Below are 14616 nucleotides of genomic sequence, written 5' to 3' on the forward strand. Positions count from 1 at the left end.
CATAGCCTTAAATCCGGCATGATCCAGCGGTTTTTTGTTGTGGCTTATCAAGAGGATTCAATGGCTAAAGAAGACAGTATTGAGATGCAGGGTACCATTCTCGAAACCTTGCCCAATACCATGTTCCGTGTGGAACTGGAAAATGGTCACGTGGTTATCGCTCATATTTCCGGCAAGATGCGCAAAAACTACATCCGTATCCTGACTGGGGACAAAGTAACGGTGGCTCTGACTCCGTACGATCTCTCCAAGGGACGTATTGTTTTCCGCTCTCGCTAAGCCAGGAATTCAGCAAAAAACCCCAGCCTCTCGGTTGGGGTTTTTTGTCATTTCCGGCCTTGCTCACAGTCAGTGAGAGACAGCTTCAACGTTGACCTGAAAATCAAAGCTGAGGCTGTTGTTCACCAGCTCGACCTTCACAATGCCGCCATCGACCAGGGAACCGAACAGGATCTCGTTGGCCAGGGGCTTCTTGAGGTGCTCCTGAATGACCCGGCCCATGGGTCTTGCTCCCATTGCCCTGTCATACCCTTTCTCTGCCAACCAGTGGCGCGCCTCTTCAGACACCTCCAGTGAAACGCCCTTGGCATCCAGCTGAACCTGCAGCTCGACGATGAACTTGTCGACCACCTGATGGATCACTCCCATGTCGAGATGGTTGAACCAGATGGTGTGATCGAGCCGGTTGCGGAACTCCGGACTGAACGTCTTGTTGATCACCGCCATGGCATCATGGCTCATGTCCTGCTGCTGGAAGCCGATGGACTTGCGCTGGGTCTCCTGAACCCCTGCGTTGGTGGTCATCACCAGGATCACATTGCGAAAATCTGCCTTGCGCCCGTTGTTGTCCGTCAGGGTACCGTTGTCCATCACCTGCAGCAGCAAGTTGAAGACATCCGGGTGCGCCTTCTCGATCTCGTCAAGCAGCACGACGGAGTGCGGATGCTTGAGGACGGAGTCGGTCAACAGCCCTCCCTGTTCGAATCCCACGTAACCGGGAGGAGCCCCGATCAACCGGGACACGGTATGGCGTTCCATGTATTCCGACATATCAAATCGCAATACCTCGACCCCGAGCGCCTTGCCCAGTTGCTGGGTCACTTCGGTCTTGCCCACCCCGGTCGGGCCGGCAAACAGGAAGCAGCCCACAGGTCGGCGTTCGTTGCCAAGCCCTGAACGTGACAACCGAATGGCATCGGTCAGCACCTCGATGGCCTTGTCCTGCCCGAACACCACCATCTTGAGATTGCGCTCCAGATTCTTCAGCACCTCCTTGTCGGAGGAGGAGACAGATTTCTCGGGAATACGAGCAATCTTGGCAACAATGGCCTCGATTTCCGGCACATTGATCACCTTCTTGCGCTTGCTGACGGGCAAGAGGCGTTGCCCTGCACCCGCTTCGTCGATGACGTCGATGGCCTTGTCAGGCAGATGGCGATCATTGATGTACTTGGCGGAAAGCTCCACCGCCGCCCGGATCGCCTTGACGGTATAACGCACGCCATGGTGAGACTCATAACGGCTCTTGAGTCCCATCAGAATGCGAGTGGTGTCGTCTACTGTGGGTTCGACGATGTCGATCTTCTGGAAGCGACGAGCCAGAGCCCTGTCCTTCTCGAAGATCTGGGCATATTCCTGGTAGGTGGTGGAGCCCACGCAGCGCAGCAAACCATTGGAGAGCAGCGGTTTGATGAGGTTGGCCGCATCCAGCTGGCCACCGGAAGCCGCACCAGCGCCAATGATGGTGTGGATTTCGTCGATGAAGAGGATGGCTCCTTCCTGACGTTCGATCTGCTTGAGCAGCACCTTGAGGCGCTTCTCGAAGTCACCACGATACTTGGTGCCCGCCAGCAGGGAGCCCATGTCCAGGGAGTAGATGGTGCTACCCGCAATCACCTCGGGCACATCCCCCTTGACGATACGGTAGGCAAGCCCTTCGGCGATGGCGGTCTTGCCCACCCCGGCTTCCCCGACCAGCAAGGGGTTGTTCTTGCGACGGCGGCACAATACCTGAATGGTGCGATTGAGCTCCTGATCACGGCCGATGAGCGGATCGATGCGCCCCTCCAGCACCAGCTGGTTGAGGTTGGTGGCAAAGCTTTCTATCTGGGCAGAGGATACCTCGTCATCAGATTCCGCATTGTTGCCACCACTCTCGGGCTTGTTGTCCTTGCGCACCCCGTGGGACAGGAAGTTCACCACATCCAGGCGGCTTATTTCGGCTTTTTTCAGGAAGTAGGCGGCCTGGGACTCTTGTTCGCTGAAGATGGCGACCAGGACATTGGCACCGCTCACCTCGGTATTGCCGGACGACTGGACATGGAAGACGGCACGTTGCAGCACGCGCTGGAAGCCCAGCGTCGGCTGGGTTTCCCTGTCTTCGTCGTCACGGGGGATGAGCGGGGTCGTTTGATTGATGAAGGCGCGGATCTCTTTGCGCATCTGTTCCACATCCGCACCACATGAACTCAGCGCCTCATGGGCTGAGCTGTTATCCAGCAGGGCCAACAACAGGTGCTCGACGGTCATGAATTCGTGGCGCTCGTCACGGGCCAGCTTGAAAGCCTCGTTCAGCGTCTTTTCTAGATCTTTGTTCAACATAGGCACCTCCCCTCAGTACAGCAACAATGCGGTGTCGTTATCGCCATCAAGTCATCAGATTCAAGCCTTTTCCATGGTACATAGCAGTGGATGTTCGTTGTTACGTGAATAGGTGTTGACCTGGACCACTTTGGTCTCGGCAATCTCGGCGGTAAATGTGCCGCAGACCCCCTTACCACTATAATGCACGCTCAGCATCACCTGAGTGGCCTTCTCCAGATCCATACCAAAGAACCTTTGCAGCACCTCCACCACGAACTCCATCGGTGTGTAGTCGTCGTTGTTCAGGACGACCTTGTACATGGGTGGCGGTTGCAGCTTCGTTTTCTCTGCCTCTGCAATCTCTTCATTAGCAAAGAGTTCTTTCTGCTTGCTCATAGTTGCGCTTTGGTACCTCTAGATTACTACCGTGTCGCTCAAGATTGTCAATAGACTTGTTAACCAGATCACATCGGTTGTTAACAACTTCTTGACTCGCTTAAAAGTTGGACTAGATTGGTTACTTGCTAATCGGCGCCCGTCTGCTACGGGGTCATGCCCTAGTTATATAAGGCTGGCGCAGGTTACTCAACGACTTCAGGGTAATCAATAAAAGGATGTAGATGTATGGCAACCGGAACAGTCAAGTGGTTCAACAACGCAAAAGGATTTGGGTTTATCTGTCCGGAAGGCGGTGGTGAAGACATCTTCGCTCACTACTCCACGATTCAAATGGAAGGTTACAAGACCTTGAAAGCAGGTCAGGCAGTCAACTTTGAACTGCAGCAGGGGCCGAAAGGAAATCATGCCTCTGTCATCGTGCCAAACGAAGCACAGAACATCTAAGAGTCAAACTGGATAAATTAAAAAGCGGCATCCCAAGGGATGCCGCTTTTTTATGGACAGGCACGAAGAGGGGAACAAGAAAGGCCAGGCCTTCCCTGTTCCCTGCTGCAGCTACCTCAGCGGGCCAGCAGGATGTTCAGCATGCGACGCAGCGGCTCGGCGGCGCCCCACAGCAGCTGGTCACCCACGGTAAAGGCGGCCAGGTACTCCGGACCCATATTGAGCTTGCGCAGACGACCCACCGGGATGCTGAGGGTGCCGGTGACGGCAGCCGGGGTCAGCTCGCGGGCGGTGATGTCGCGATCATTCGGGATCACCTTGACCCAGTCGTTGTGGGCGGCCAGCAGGGCTTCGATCTCGGCCAAGGGCACATCTTTTTTCAGCTTGATGGTGAAGGCCTGGCTGTGGCAGCGCAGGGCCCCGATCCGCACGCACAGACCATCCACCGGAATGGCGGCGTTTTCGATACCCAGGATCTTGTTGGTCTCGGCCTGGCCCTTCCACTCTTCACGGCTCTGGCCGTTGTCGAGCTTGGTGTCGATCCAGGGAATGAGGCCACCGGCCAGCGGTACGCCGAAATTGTCCACCGGCAGGGTGCCGGAGCGGGTCTTCTCGGTGATCTTGCGCTCGATGTCGAGGATGGCGGAGGCGGGATCCGCCAGCTCCACCGCCACTTCATCCCGCAGCATGCCCATCTGGGTGACCAGCTCGCGCATGTGGCGGGCACCACCACCGGAGGCCGCCTGATAGGTGGCCACGCTCACCCACTCCACCAGATCGGCCTTGAACAGGCCACCCAGGGCCAGCAGCATCAGGCTGACGGTGCAGTTGCCGCCAACGAAGGTCTTGATGCCGTTGTTCAGGGCGTGTTCGATGACGTCGCCGTTGACCGGATCCAGGATGATGACAGCGTCCTTCTCCATGCGCAGGAAGGAGGCGGCGTCAATCCAGTAGCCCTGCCAGCCGGCGGCTTTCAGACGCGGATAAACATCCTTGGTGTAGTCGCCGCCCTGGGCGGTGATGATGACGTCCTGCGCGGCCAGCGCCTCGAGATCGAAGGCGTCCTGCAAGGTGCCGGCATCGACACCAAAATTGGGGGCGGCCTCACCGGCCTGGGAGGTGGTGAAGAAGGTGGGTTGAATGCGGGCAAAATCCTTCTCTTCCTGCATCCGGCTCATCAAGACCGAACCCACCATGCCACGCCAACCGACCAAACCTACTTTTTTCATAATGTCCTACCCTGGATAGCTGCTTATAGAAATCGTGTGTGGTACCCGTGACCCCTGCCTTGGCGCCAGCCGTTTACAAGGGATTCACAATATATGAGTTGCAAAAAATGCGTCTGTCCACATTACGGATTGTGACGGCGGGCGCAAGTCGAATTGCGCAATATTCTGTGCCATTCGCTGCAATATCCGTCGGCCTGGCCGACCTGCGGGCAGCCGGTTGGCATCCTGCCTCCAGTTGGGGCATCATTGAGACCGACCGGCAGCCCCGCTGCCCCTCGGGGACGGCCCCGAGGCCTCCTGATACGCAGGGACGACCCTGCTTCCTGCGGAATCTGCCTTATGTCGTGGTTGCTCCTGCTGTTGGCCGGCCTGTTCGAGGTCGCCTGGGCCATTGGCCTCAAGTACACCGACGGTTTCAGCCGTCCCCTCCCCACCCTGCTGACCCTGAGTGCCATGGCCGTGAGCGTGCTGCTGCTCGCCATGGCGGTCAAGCAATTGCCCCTTGGCACCGCCTACGCGGTCTGGACCGGTATCGGCGCGGTCGGCACCGTGCTGATGGGGATCTGGCTGTTCAACGAACCGGCCACCCTGGCCCGGGTGCTCTGCCTGCTGCTCATCATCGTCGGCATTCTGGGTCTGAAATTCATCGGTTAGGCGCGCTGAAAGGGCCGGGTACACCGGCCCCGACGTGGCAAACTCCAGGGGGCGATGTCAGCCCGGCGTGTTGCTGTGTTCCTCTGCTTGCTGATGTGTTCGCAGGCGGTGGGTAAAGGCGGGTGGCACAGACGTGACATGGCGAGCAAGATCCGCCCCATGACCGCCCGGGCGAGCATGGGGCGCCTCCTTTTATCTTTTCGTCTGCTCCTTCAATCACTCCACCAGCGTCTGCTCGATGCGGGCCCCAGGCATCATCTGCGTGAGACCGGCAATCAGCCTGTCGCCGGCCTCCCACAAGGCCGTGCGCGGCATCGGCGGCAGACACTCCAGAATGAACCACATCCGGGGGGAAGAGAGGCTCAGGCGAGTGCGGATCCCCTGGCGCCAGTTCCAGCGGCGACAGGTGACGCCGAGATCGTCCCGCCACACCACCTCTCCGGGAGCCGGTGCCTCCTGGATTGGCAGCCCTTCTTTGAGGGGTGTCAAAGCATTCGCTGCCATCGGCAATCACCAGGCGCGGCGCTCCCACATAGGCCGCCAGATCCTCCCCGCCCACGGGAATGGCATACTCGATGCTGATGGCGTTGTAGAGATCCACCACAGGATCGATGGCGGGCAAGACGCCATCGCGCAGCACCCGCTTGCGCAGTGCCTGGGCCGAGCAGGGCGTGCGGGCAGGCTTGGCGCCAAACCCCTTGAACACCTGATCCCAGGCGGCCAGATGTTCAAGGGCCCAGGGGGCCTCGTCGGTGCCAAGGGCCGCACATGCCCGGGCCAGGGCCCGCTCCCCCACCAGAGTGTCAATCACGGGGGCGGCTTCCACCACGATGCTGAGGGCACAAAAACCCGGCGCCAACCTGGCTATCTCGGGGTCGATACGGGGGATCATCGGGAACATTCAGCACTCCTGGTCAAGGCTCATCAAGACGGGGTGGCGGAACGGGCACGGGCGTTCCCCTCTTTTCCTTCCCCCGCCAACGGTTGACGCCATGATGAAGGGCACAGGGTCATAATAAAATTTACTTTATCTTAATTATGTTAAGTAAAACTGATGACCCAACCCTCTTTCCCATGAAAAATCGCCGCCCCGCAGCGCACCGTCCGGCCCCACTACCACACCCCGCCCATCCAATGCAGACCTGGGCAAGCCCACACCATTGCCCTGGCCGCTTTCCCCGTCACTCATGCTATTATCTGCGTCCAAACATGAGCCCATAAAATCAGGACATTGTGATGACCGACCACACTTTTATTCCCGGCAAGGACGCAGCGCTGGAAGATTCCATCGAACGCTTCCAGACCAAGCTGCAAGCCCTGGGGTTTGATATCGAAGAGGCCTCCTGGCTCAACCCCGTGCCCAACGTCTGGTCCGTGCACATCCGGGACAAGGAGTGCGCTCTCTGCTTCACCAACGGCAAGGGTGCCAGCAAGAAGGCGGCGCTCGCCTCCGCCCTTGGCGAGTATTTCGAGCGTCTCTCCACCAACTACTTCTTCGCCGACTTCTACCTGGGCGAGCAGGTCGCCAATGGCGACTTCGTCCACTACCCGAACGAGAAGTGGTTCCCCATCGAGGGGGATCAGCTGCCCGCCGGTCTGCTCGACTCCTTCACCCGCAAGTTCTACAACCCGGACGGTGAAGTGACCGCCGACATGCTGGTGGACCTGCAATCCGGCAACGAGGAGCGCGGCATCGTCGCCCTGCCCTTCGAGCGCCAGTCCGACCACCAGACCGTCTATATCCCGATGAACATCGTCGGCAACCTGTATGTTTCCAACGGCATGAGTGCCGGCAACACCCGCACCGAGGCCCGCACCCAGGGGTTGTCGGAGGTGTTCGAGCGCCACGTGAAGAACAAGATCATCGCCGAGGCCATCAGCCTGCCCCAGATCCCGGGCGAGGTCATCGCCCGTTACCCGGGCATCAAGGCGTCCATCGATGCACTGGAGGCCGAAGGCTTCCCCATCTACAGCTTCGATGCCTCCCTCGGCGGCCGTTATCCGGTCATCTGCGTGGTGCTGCTCAACCCGAGCAATGGCACCTGCTTTGCCTCCTTCGGCGCCCACCCGCGCTTCGAGGTCGCCTTCGAGCGTACCGTCACCGAACTGCTGCAAGGGCGCAGCCTCAAGGATCTGGACGTCTTCGTGCCGCCGTCGTTCGACAACGAGCAGGTGGCGGATCACCACAACCTGGAGACCCACTTCATCGACTCCTCCGGCCTCATCAGCTGGGATCTGTTCAAGGAAGAGTCCGACTTCGAGTTTGCCGACTGGGACTTCCGTGGCACCTCGCAAGAGGAGTTCGACCACCTGATCGGCATCTTCCACGAGCTGGAGCAGCCGGTCTACATCGCCGACTACGAGCATCTGGGTGTCTACGCCTGCCGTATCCTGGTGCCCGGCATGTCCGACATCTATCCGGTGGAAGATCTGCTGCTGGCCAACAACACCATGGGGGCCCACCTGCGGGAGACCATCCTGGCGCTGCCGGCGCTCGAGTGGGACGCAGAGCAGTACATGGCCCTGTTCGACCAGCTGGATGAAGAGGGGCACGACGAGCGGACCCGGGTGCGCGAGCTGCTCGGCATCGCCGCCGCCAAGGGCACTGCCCTGCACACCCTGCGCGTCGGTGAGCTCAAAGCCATGCTGGCGCTGGCCGCTGGCGACCTGGAGAGCGCCCTCGACCTCATCGACTGGACCATGGAGTTCAACCAGTCGGTGTTCCCGGCGGATCGCGCTGCTTACTACCGCGCCCTGCGCGCCTGCGTCGAGCTTTTCCTCGACGAGGAACGCGACCCCGAGCAGTACCGCCCGGTGTTCGCCCGCATGTTCGGGGAAGAGACCCTGGCACAGGCGTGGGCCAACGCCCGCGGCGAGGCGCGCTTCCACGGTCTGGAAGCCGCCGATCTCTCCCTCTCCCAGTTCCCGCTGCACCAGAAACTGCTGGCCGCTTACGAGAAATTGCAAAAAGCCAAACGAATCCATACCTGGAACTGATATGCTAGCGTGACGAAGGGGCCTTATGGCCCCTTCTGTTTTATGGTCTACGCTTTGGCTGGCCGTGCCACAAAGATGAAATAAAAGACAAAAAATACCTCTTAGGGGGTTGTTAATTTGGCACTCATGGTGCAGTGCGGCTGCACAGGTGCCTTGCCGGTACGTTTTTCAGGGCGCCCTTTATAAGTTCTTAAAAATCATAAAATTAATAACAGACTCATTTCTGTTTCACCTGAAACCTGGTGTAAAGAAACGCTTCCGGATGGCGAAAAATCCTGTAGTAAAATTACATTCACAATCTGTAATTCTTGATCGGAGTCAATTTTGGGGATCAGCCCCTTTGTTATGATTTCCACAGGCAAAATATGCAGGTACTGAGAATTGAAAGCAGAATCTCCCTTTGATTGTCTGAAGCCCGAAGCCATCGCCGCCCTGGCCGAAGACATTACCTATGCCAAGGCCACCAAGCCCGCATACAAGGTCATTCCCCTGGCCATCACTGCTGGCGCCTTCATCGCCATCGCCTTCGTCTTCTATATCACCGTCACCACGGGCTCAAGCGGCATGGCCTGGGGCATGTCCAAGCTGGTGGGCGGCATCTGCTTCTCCCTCGGTCTCATCCTCTGCGTCCTGCTCGGCGCCGAACTGTTCACCTCCACTACCCTCACCCTGGTAGCCAAGGCGGCCAATCGCATCAGCTGGGCCCAGCTGCTCAAGAACTGGGGACTGGTCTACTTCGGCAACCTCATCGGCGGTCTCATCATCGTCGGCCTCATCATCATGTCGGCGGAATACACGGCAGCGGATGGTCAGTGGGGGCTGAACGCCATGAAAGTGGCCCAGCACAAGATCCATCACACCTTCTTCGAGGCCGTGGCCCTTGGCATCCTCTGCAACCTCATGGTGTGTCTCGCCGTGTGGATGGCCTTCGGCGCCCGCAGCGCCACCGACAAGGTGATGGTGATGCTGCTCCCCGTCGCCATGTTCGTGGCCTCCGGTTTTGAGCACAGCATTGCAAACATGTTTATGATCCCGGTCGGTATCGCCATCCACAGCGTCGCGAGCCCGGAATTCTGGCAGGCCATCGGCCAGGATCCGGCGACCTTTGCCGACCTGACCGTGTCCAACTTCGTCCTGCACAACCTCATTCCCGTCACCATCGGTAATATCATTGGTGGTGGCGTCATGGTTGGGCTGACTTACTGGTTTATCTTCCGTCGCCATCATTAAGGATGGCGGCAGACACATAAATACCTTGAGAGGTAATGAAAATGGCAGAACTTAACGAACAGTTCCAAAAAGCATGGGAAGGCTTCGCAGCCGGTGAATGGCAGACCTCTGTCAACACCCGTGACTTCATCCAGAAGAACTACACCCCGTATGAAGGTGACGAGTCCTTCCTGGCTGGCGCGACCGAAGCTACCACCAAGCTGTGGGACAAGGTCATGGAAGGCATCAAGATCGAGAACCGCACTCACGCGCCGGTCGATTTTGATACCGACCTGCCCTCCACCATTACCGCTCACGATGCCGGCTATATCGACCAGAGCCTGGAGCAAATCGTTGGTCTGCAGACCGACAAACCGCTCAAGCGCGCCATCATCGCCAACGGCGGTATCAAGATGGTCAAGACCTCTTGCGAAGTGTACGGTCGCCAGCTTGACCCCATGGTCGAGAAGATCTTCACCGAGTACCGCAAGACTCACAACCAGGGCGTGTTCGACGTCTACACCAAAGACATCCTGAACTGCCGCAAGTCCGGCGTCATCACCGGTCTGCCGGATGCCTACGGCCGTGGCCGTATCATCGGTGACTACCGTCGTGTTGCCCTGTACGGTATCGACTTCCTGATGGCCGACAAACTGGCCCAGTTCAAGTCCCTGCAGGCTGACCTGGAAAACGGTGTCAACCTGGAAGCCACCATCCGTCTGCGCGAAGAGATCTCCGAGCAGCACCGTGCCCTGGCCCAGATGAAGGTGATGGCTGCCAAATATGGCTGCGACATCTCCGTACCGGCCAAGACCGCCAAAGAAGCCGTACAGTGGACCTACTTCGCCTACCTCGCGGCGGTCAAGTCCCAGAACGGCGCGGCCATGTCCTTCGGTCGTACCTCCAGCTTCCTGGACATATACATCGAGCGTGACCTGCAAAAAGGCCTGATCACCGAGCAAGAAGCCCAGGAGCTGATGGACCACATGGTCATGAAGCTGCGTATGGTTCGCTTCCTGCGTACCCCGGAATACGATTCACTGTTCTCCGGCGACCCGATGTGGGCCACCGAGACCCTGGCCGGTATGGGCGTTGATGGCCGTACCCTGGTCACCAAGAACAGCTTCCGTATGCTGAACACCCTGTACACCATGGGCCCGTCCCCTGAGCCGAACCTGACCATCCTGTGGTCTGAGAAGCTGCCGGTCGGTTTCAAGAAGTACTGCGCCAAGGTATCCATCGAGACCTCTTCCGTTCAGTACGAAAACGACGACCTGATGCGTCCGGACTTCAACAACGATGACTACGCCATCGCTTGCTGTGTGTCCCCGATGATCGTCGGCAAACAGATGCAGTTCTTCGGTGCCCGTGCCAACCTGGCCAAGACCATGCTGTATGCAATCAACGGCGGTATGGACGAGAAGCTCAAGATCCAGGTCGGTCCGAAGACCGAAATGGTCACCTCCGAGTACCTCGACTACAACGACGTGATGGACAGACTGGATCACTTCATGGACTGGCTGGCCAAGCAATACGTTGCTGCGCTGAACATCATCCACTACATGCACGACAAGTACAGCTACGAAGCCTCCCTGATGGCGCTGCACGACCGTGACGTCTATCGCACCATGGCCTGTGGTATCGCCGGTCTGTCCGTAGCCGCTGACTCCCTGTCTGCCATCAAGTACGCCAAGGTCAAGCCGGTACGTGATGCCGATGGCGTCTCCATCGACTTCGAAATCGAAGGCGAGTACCCGCAGTTCGGCAACAACGACGCTCGCGTCGATGACATCGCCTGCGACCTGGTCGAGCGCTTCATGAAGAAGATTCAGAAGCTGAACACCTACCGTGGTGCCGTGGCTACCCAGTCCGTGCTGACCATCACCTCCAACGTGGTGTACGGCAAGAAGACCGGTAATACCCCGGATGGTCGTCGCGCCGGTGCGCCGTTCGGCCCGGGTGCCAACCCGATGCACGGTCGTGATCAGAAGGGTGCCGTTGCTTCCCTGACTTCCGTTGCCAAGCTGCCGTTCGCCTACGCCAAAGATGGTATCTCCTATACCTTCTCCATCGTGCCGAACGCGCTGGGCAAAGACATGGAAGCCCAGAAAGCCAACTTGGCCGGCCTGATGGATGGTTACTTCCACCACGAAGCCAACCTGGAAGGTGGTCAGCACCTGAACGTCAACGTGATGAACCGTGAAATGCTGCTGGACGCCATGGAAAACCCGGAGAAATATCCGCAGTTGACCATCCGCGTATCCGGTTATGCCGTTCGCTTCAACTCCTTGACCAAGGAGCAACAGCAAGACGTCATCACCCGTACCTTCACCGCTTCTCTGTAATAGAGTCTCGGAGAACAAAAACCGGCGCCAAGGCGCCGGTTTTTTTATGGCTGTTTGGCAGTGTGCAAGCCGCTTCCCACCTCCCAGGCCGGCTGGCTCGTGGGCTCTGAGCCGCAGGCTCGGCCAGACGTTAGCCTCCTAACGCCCCTCTCTATGATGCCCCTCTCCACTCCTCTCCTGCGCTTGATGCACGGATGTGCCCACCGGCACTCAGGCACTCAGGCACTCAGGTACTCAGAACAGCAGAACAGCAGAACAGCAGAACAGCAGAACAGCAGAACAGCAGAACAGCAGAACAGAGAAACGTTATCGTCGCGGACGCTGTAAAACATCCCCCGCCCCCTTCCCTCTCCCCTTGGGAGAGGGCCAGGCTGAGGAGAACAACACTACATCGCCAGAAGACGCCAGAAAGCAACAAGGGCAGCGGAGTGTGGACTCTGCTGCCCTTGTGTCTAAAAGCGATTGAACGAATACAGACGGCGTTAGAGACGGCTTCTCATCCCCCTCACTACGTTCATCTCACAGCAGAACTTTACACTACCTTTATCACAAAAACGCATCCCTTATATCCCAAAAACAACAGGGGCAGCGAAGTCTCACTCCCCTGCCCCTGTAGTAAGCAATAAACGGCGGATTAAGGCTTAGCTCGCCCAGGTAATGATATGGTCGGCCCAGTCACCAGCCTGCGCCTCGTGCACTACCTTGCCGCGCACCGACTGGCCAGCCTGGTGCATGGCGCTGCGGCTGCCGGTGATAAGCGGATGCCACTCTGGCAGGCCCTGCCCCTCCGCCAGCAGGCGATAGGCGCAGGTGGAGGGCAGCCAGTTGAACTCGGCAATCTTGTCGTGGGTGATCTGCAGGCAGTCCGGCTCTTTTTTAAAGCGGTTGCCGTAGTCGGAGCACTGGCAGGTCTTGGTATTGAGCAGGTTGCAGGCCACGTTGGTGAACACCAGCTCCTCGGTGTCCTCGTCGATCAGCTTGTTCAGACAGCACTTGCCGCAGCCGTCGCACAGAGACTCCCACTCCGTCATGGTCATCTGCTGCAGGCTCTTCGCCTGCCAAAAGGGGGCGGTCTGCACGGGTTCACTCTGCTGCATAAAAGTTAGCTCACTCAATACACTGACAAGCGCGTGGTTATACGCCCTATGGCCCGATTTTTCAAGGTTGGTGGCGGTTTCGCCTATGAACTCTAGGTCGGTATTCTGGAACAGATCAACGATCCCCACGTTACTCACATCGTCTTTTACAGCAAGACCGATTTACCCAATCAAGGCTAAGCCTGCCATGCACTGCGAGCAAAGCGAAATGCCGTAAGCCCGGCGCCTTTGCCTGCAACATGCAGACTATTGGGTCCGCATTTTTATGACGCGAGTGATAGCCAGCCCTGATAGCGAGGAACGTTGTGCAAGGGTCAATAAGCGGGAGCTAACCTGAGTTCGGCTTGGCACTTTGCCTCAAATCGGGGGGGCATTGGCCACCAGCGTGGCCAGCGGGTTGCCCCAAACAGCGGCAGGATTGATTCACCAGCGCAACAGCATTAGCCAACTTAGTTGCAGCAGCGTAACAATCTTGGGCTGTTTGTCACTGGTGGCTGGAGACGCTTGTGGCATAATACATTTCCCGAACGTCCGAATACGCTTCATTATTCGAACCTACGGCTAAGTAGTATAATGGAATCACTGCTCATAAAATAAATTTATGCACGGAGGCTTTCATGAAAGATAAAGAAAAAATAGCCGTATTTATTGATGCTGATAATGCACCGGCAGGTAAGATAGATATTGTTCTTTCAGAATTAGCTCGATACGGCGTTGTAAACATTAGAAAAGCATATGGTAACTGGAAAAACCCGAATATTAAACCATGGGAAGATGTACTACACGATTATGCTATACAACCAGTACAACAATTTGATTTAACAAAGGGTAAGAATGCTACAGACATGGCATTAGTCATTGATGTCATGGACGTCATATACACAAAACACATTGACATAATATGCCTTGTGTCATCAGATTGTGATTTTACACCTTTAGTTACTAGAACACTTGCTGATGGAAAATTCGTCATCGGATTTGGAGAGCGAAAAGCACCATTACCATTCGTCAATAGTTGCTCTCGATTTCTATATCTTGATGCAGAACCGGCTCTGGAACAACCCATTCAAAAACAAAGTAAAAATATAAAGGGGGACACAAAACTCATCAATTTACTCAGGCAAGCAATAGATGCTATTGGCGAAGATGATGGCCTGTCTCTTGATCAGATCTTGATCCCCTGTGCCATCAAATCCTTGGCGGCAAGAAAGCCATCCAGTTTACTTTGCAGGGCTTCCCAGCCTTCCCAGAGGGCGCCCCAGCTGGCAATTCCGGTTCGCTTGCTGTCCATAAAGCCCCCCAGTCTGGCTATCGCCATGTAGGCCCACTGCAAGCTCCCGGCGCGCTCTTTGCGCTTGCGTTTTCCCTTGTCCAGATAGCCCAGTAGCTGACATTCATCCGGGGTCAGCACCGTTTCTGCGGACTGGCTTTCTACGTGCTCCGCTTCTTTTAGCAGCCCTTGTGCCCTGAGCGCTTGCGGCAGGGTGAAGCTTTCTCTGAGCTGTAACAGCCTGACTGCAACAAACGAGAGGATCGAGACCATGCGCTCCAGATTATCCGGCTCCTCCATGCGTTGCCTCTCGGCTCCTGCTCCGGTTTTCCATGCCTTATGGAACTCCTCGATCCGCCAGCGATGGGTATAAATGTCGATGACGCGCA

At 57.3% G+C, this 14616-nt stretch carries 12 protein-coding genes and 2 pseudogenes; 7 read left to right on the forward strand and 7 right to left on the reverse strand.

Annotated elements, in window-relative coordinates:
- Positions 1 to 60: 60 nt before the first annotated feature.
- Positions 61 to 279: a translation initiation factor IF-1 gene (gene infA / locus AB5Y50_RS06755; RefSeq protein WP_005300033.1), complete on the forward strand. Its 219-nt coding sequence runs from the start codon at positions 61 to 63 to the stop codon at positions 277 to 279.
- A gap of 69 nt (positions 280 to 348) precedes the next feature.
- On the opposite strand, the gene clpA is transcribed toward infA, so the two are convergent.
- Positions 349 to 2601 carry an ATP-dependent Clp protease ATP-binding subunit ClpA gene (clpA, locus tag AB5Y50_RS06760; RefSeq protein WP_010674511.1) on the reverse strand — a complete coding sequence of 751 codons (2253 nt, stop codon included), beginning with the start codon at positions 2599 to 2601 and terminating at the stop codon, positions 349 to 351.
- Between the two features lie 60 nt (positions 2602 to 2661).
- Positions 2662 to 2979 carry an ATP-dependent Clp protease adapter ClpS gene (gene clpS / locus AB5Y50_RS06765; RefSeq protein WP_005325410.1) on the reverse strand — a complete coding sequence of 106 codons (318 nt, stop codon included), beginning with the start codon at positions 2977 to 2979 and terminating at the stop codon, positions 2662 to 2664.
- A gap of 228 nt (positions 2980 to 3207) precedes the next feature.
- Between clpS and cspD the strand changes: the two genes are divergently transcribed.
- Positions 3208 to 3426, forward strand: coding sequence for a cold shock-like protein CspD (gene cspD, locus AB5Y50_RS06770; RefSeq protein ID WP_010674510.1), 219 nt, complete (start codon positions 3208 to 3210; stop codon positions 3424 to 3426).
- 116 nt (positions 3427 to 3542) lie between these two features.
- On the opposite strand, the gene asd is transcribed toward cspD, so the two are convergent.
- Positions 3543 to 4655, reverse strand: coding sequence for an aspartate-semialdehyde dehydrogenase (asd, locus tag AB5Y50_RS06775; RefSeq protein WP_010674509.1), 1113 nt, complete (start codon positions 4653 to 4655; stop codon positions 3543 to 3545).
- Between the two features lie 339 nt (positions 4656 to 4994).
- On the opposite strand from asd, the gene sugE reads away from it, so the two are divergent.
- Positions 4995 to 5309, forward strand: a complete 315-nt coding sequence (gene sugE / locus AB5Y50_RS06780) for a quaternary ammonium compound efflux SMR transporter SugE (RefSeq protein ID WP_010674508.1) — start codon at positions 4995 to 4997, stop codon at positions 5307 to 5309.
- Positions 5310 to 5525: 216 nt separating this feature from the next.
- Here sugE and AB5Y50_RS06785 read toward each other — a convergent pair whose 3' ends face one another.
- Positions 5526 to 5813: a hypothetical protein gene (locus tag AB5Y50_RS06785; RefSeq protein ID WP_223918103.1), complete on the reverse strand. Its 288-nt coding sequence runs from the start codon at positions 5811 to 5813 to the stop codon at positions 5526 to 5528.
- Between the two features lie 37 nt (positions 5814 to 5850).
- Positions 5851 to 6210: pseudogene (locus AB5Y50_RS06790) on the reverse strand (phenylalanine--tRNA ligase beta subunit-related protein); the annotation flags it as partial.
- A 335-nt stretch (positions 6211 to 6545) separates the two neighbouring features.
- Here AB5Y50_RS06790 and ycaO point away from each other — a divergent pair.
- The 3 genes from ycaO to pflB all read left to right on the forward strand — a co-directional run bounded on the left by ycaO (position 6546) and on the right by pflB (position 11860).
- Positions 6546 to 8306, forward strand: coding sequence for a 30S ribosomal protein S12 methylthiotransferase accessory factor YcaO (gene ycaO, locus AB5Y50_RS06795; protein WP_010674506.1), 1761 nt, complete (start codon positions 6546 to 6548; stop codon positions 8304 to 8306).
- Between the two features lie 381 nt (positions 8307 to 8687).
- Positions 8688 to 9536 (forward strand): formate transporter FocA, encoded by an 849-nt coding sequence (gene focA, locus AB5Y50_RS06800; RefSeq protein ID WP_010674505.1) that lies wholly within the window; start codon positions 8688 to 8690, stop codon positions 9534 to 9536.
- Between the two features lie 41 nt (positions 9537 to 9577).
- A complete protein-coding gene (gene pflB, locus AB5Y50_RS06805; RefSeq protein ID WP_010674504.1) occupies positions 9578 to 11860 on the forward strand; it encodes a formate C-acetyltransferase in 2283 nt (760 codons plus the stop codon).
- 641 nt (positions 11861 to 12501) lie between these two features.
- Here the strand turns inward: pflB and AB5Y50_RS06810 are convergent.
- Entirely contained in the window at positions 12502 to 12957 is a 456-nt protein-coding gene (locus AB5Y50_RS06810) for a YcgN family cysteine cluster protein (RefSeq protein WP_010674503.1), read from the reverse strand.
- A 617-nt stretch (positions 12958 to 13574) separates the two neighbouring features.
- Here AB5Y50_RS06810 and AB5Y50_RS06815 point away from each other — a divergent pair.
- Positions 13575 to 13985: pseudogene (locus AB5Y50_RS06815) on the forward strand (NYN domain-containing protein); the annotation flags it as partial.
- A 137-nt stretch (positions 13986 to 14122) separates the two neighbouring features.
- On the opposite strand, the gene AB5Y50_RS06820 reads toward AB5Y50_RS06815, so the two are convergent.
- Positions 14123 to 14616 (reverse strand): IS4 family transposase (locus AB5Y50_RS06820; RefSeq protein ID WP_368162502.1); only part of this gene is annotated, 494 nt, incomplete at its 5' end.

Origin of the sequence: Aeromonas sp. s6, assembly GCF_040907815.1 — a bacterium.
Classification (GTDB): Bacteria; Pseudomonadota; Gammaproteobacteria; order Enterobacterales; family Aeromonadaceae; genus Aeromonas; species Aeromonas caviae.

Excerpts from the sequence above, each read along its gene's own strand:
- infA (WP_005300033.1), top strand. The coding sequence starts at position 61 with ATGGCTAAAGAAGACAGTATTGAGATGCAGGGTACCATTCTCGAAACC.
- clpA (WP_010674511.1), bottom strand. The coding sequence starts at position 2,601 with ATGTTGAACAAAGATCTAGAAAAGACGCTGAACGAGGCTTTCAAGCTG.
- clpS (WP_005325410.1), bottom strand. The coding sequence starts at position 2,979 with ATGAGCAAGCAGAAAGAACTCTTTGCTAATGAAGAGATTGCAGAGGCA.
- cspD (WP_010674510.1), top strand. The coding sequence starts at position 3,208 with ATGGCAACCGGAACAGTCAAGTGGTTCAACAACGCAAAAGGATTTGGG.
- asd (WP_010674509.1), bottom strand. The coding sequence starts at position 4,655 with ATGAAAAAAGTAGGTTTGGTCGGTTGGCGTGGCATGGTGGGTTCGGTC.
- sugE (WP_010674508.1), top strand. The coding sequence starts at position 4,995 with ATGTCGTGGTTGCTCCTGCTGTTGGCCGGCCTGTTCGAGGTCGCCTGG.
- AB5Y50_RS06785 (WP_223918103.1), bottom strand. The coding sequence starts at position 5,813 with ATGGCAGCGAATGCTTTGACACCCCTCAAAGAAGGGCTGCCAATCCAG.
- ycaO (WP_010674506.1), top strand. The coding sequence starts at position 6,546 with ATGACCGACCACACTTTTATTCCCGGCAAGGACGCAGCGCTGGAAGAT.
- pflB (WP_010674504.1), top strand. The coding sequence starts at position 9,578 with ATGGCAGAACTTAACGAACAGTTCCAAAAAGCATGGGAAGGCTTCGCA.
- AB5Y50_RS06810 (WP_010674503.1), bottom strand. The coding sequence starts at position 12,957 with ATGCAGCAGAGTGAACCCGTGCAGACCGCCCCCTTTTGGCAGGCGAAG.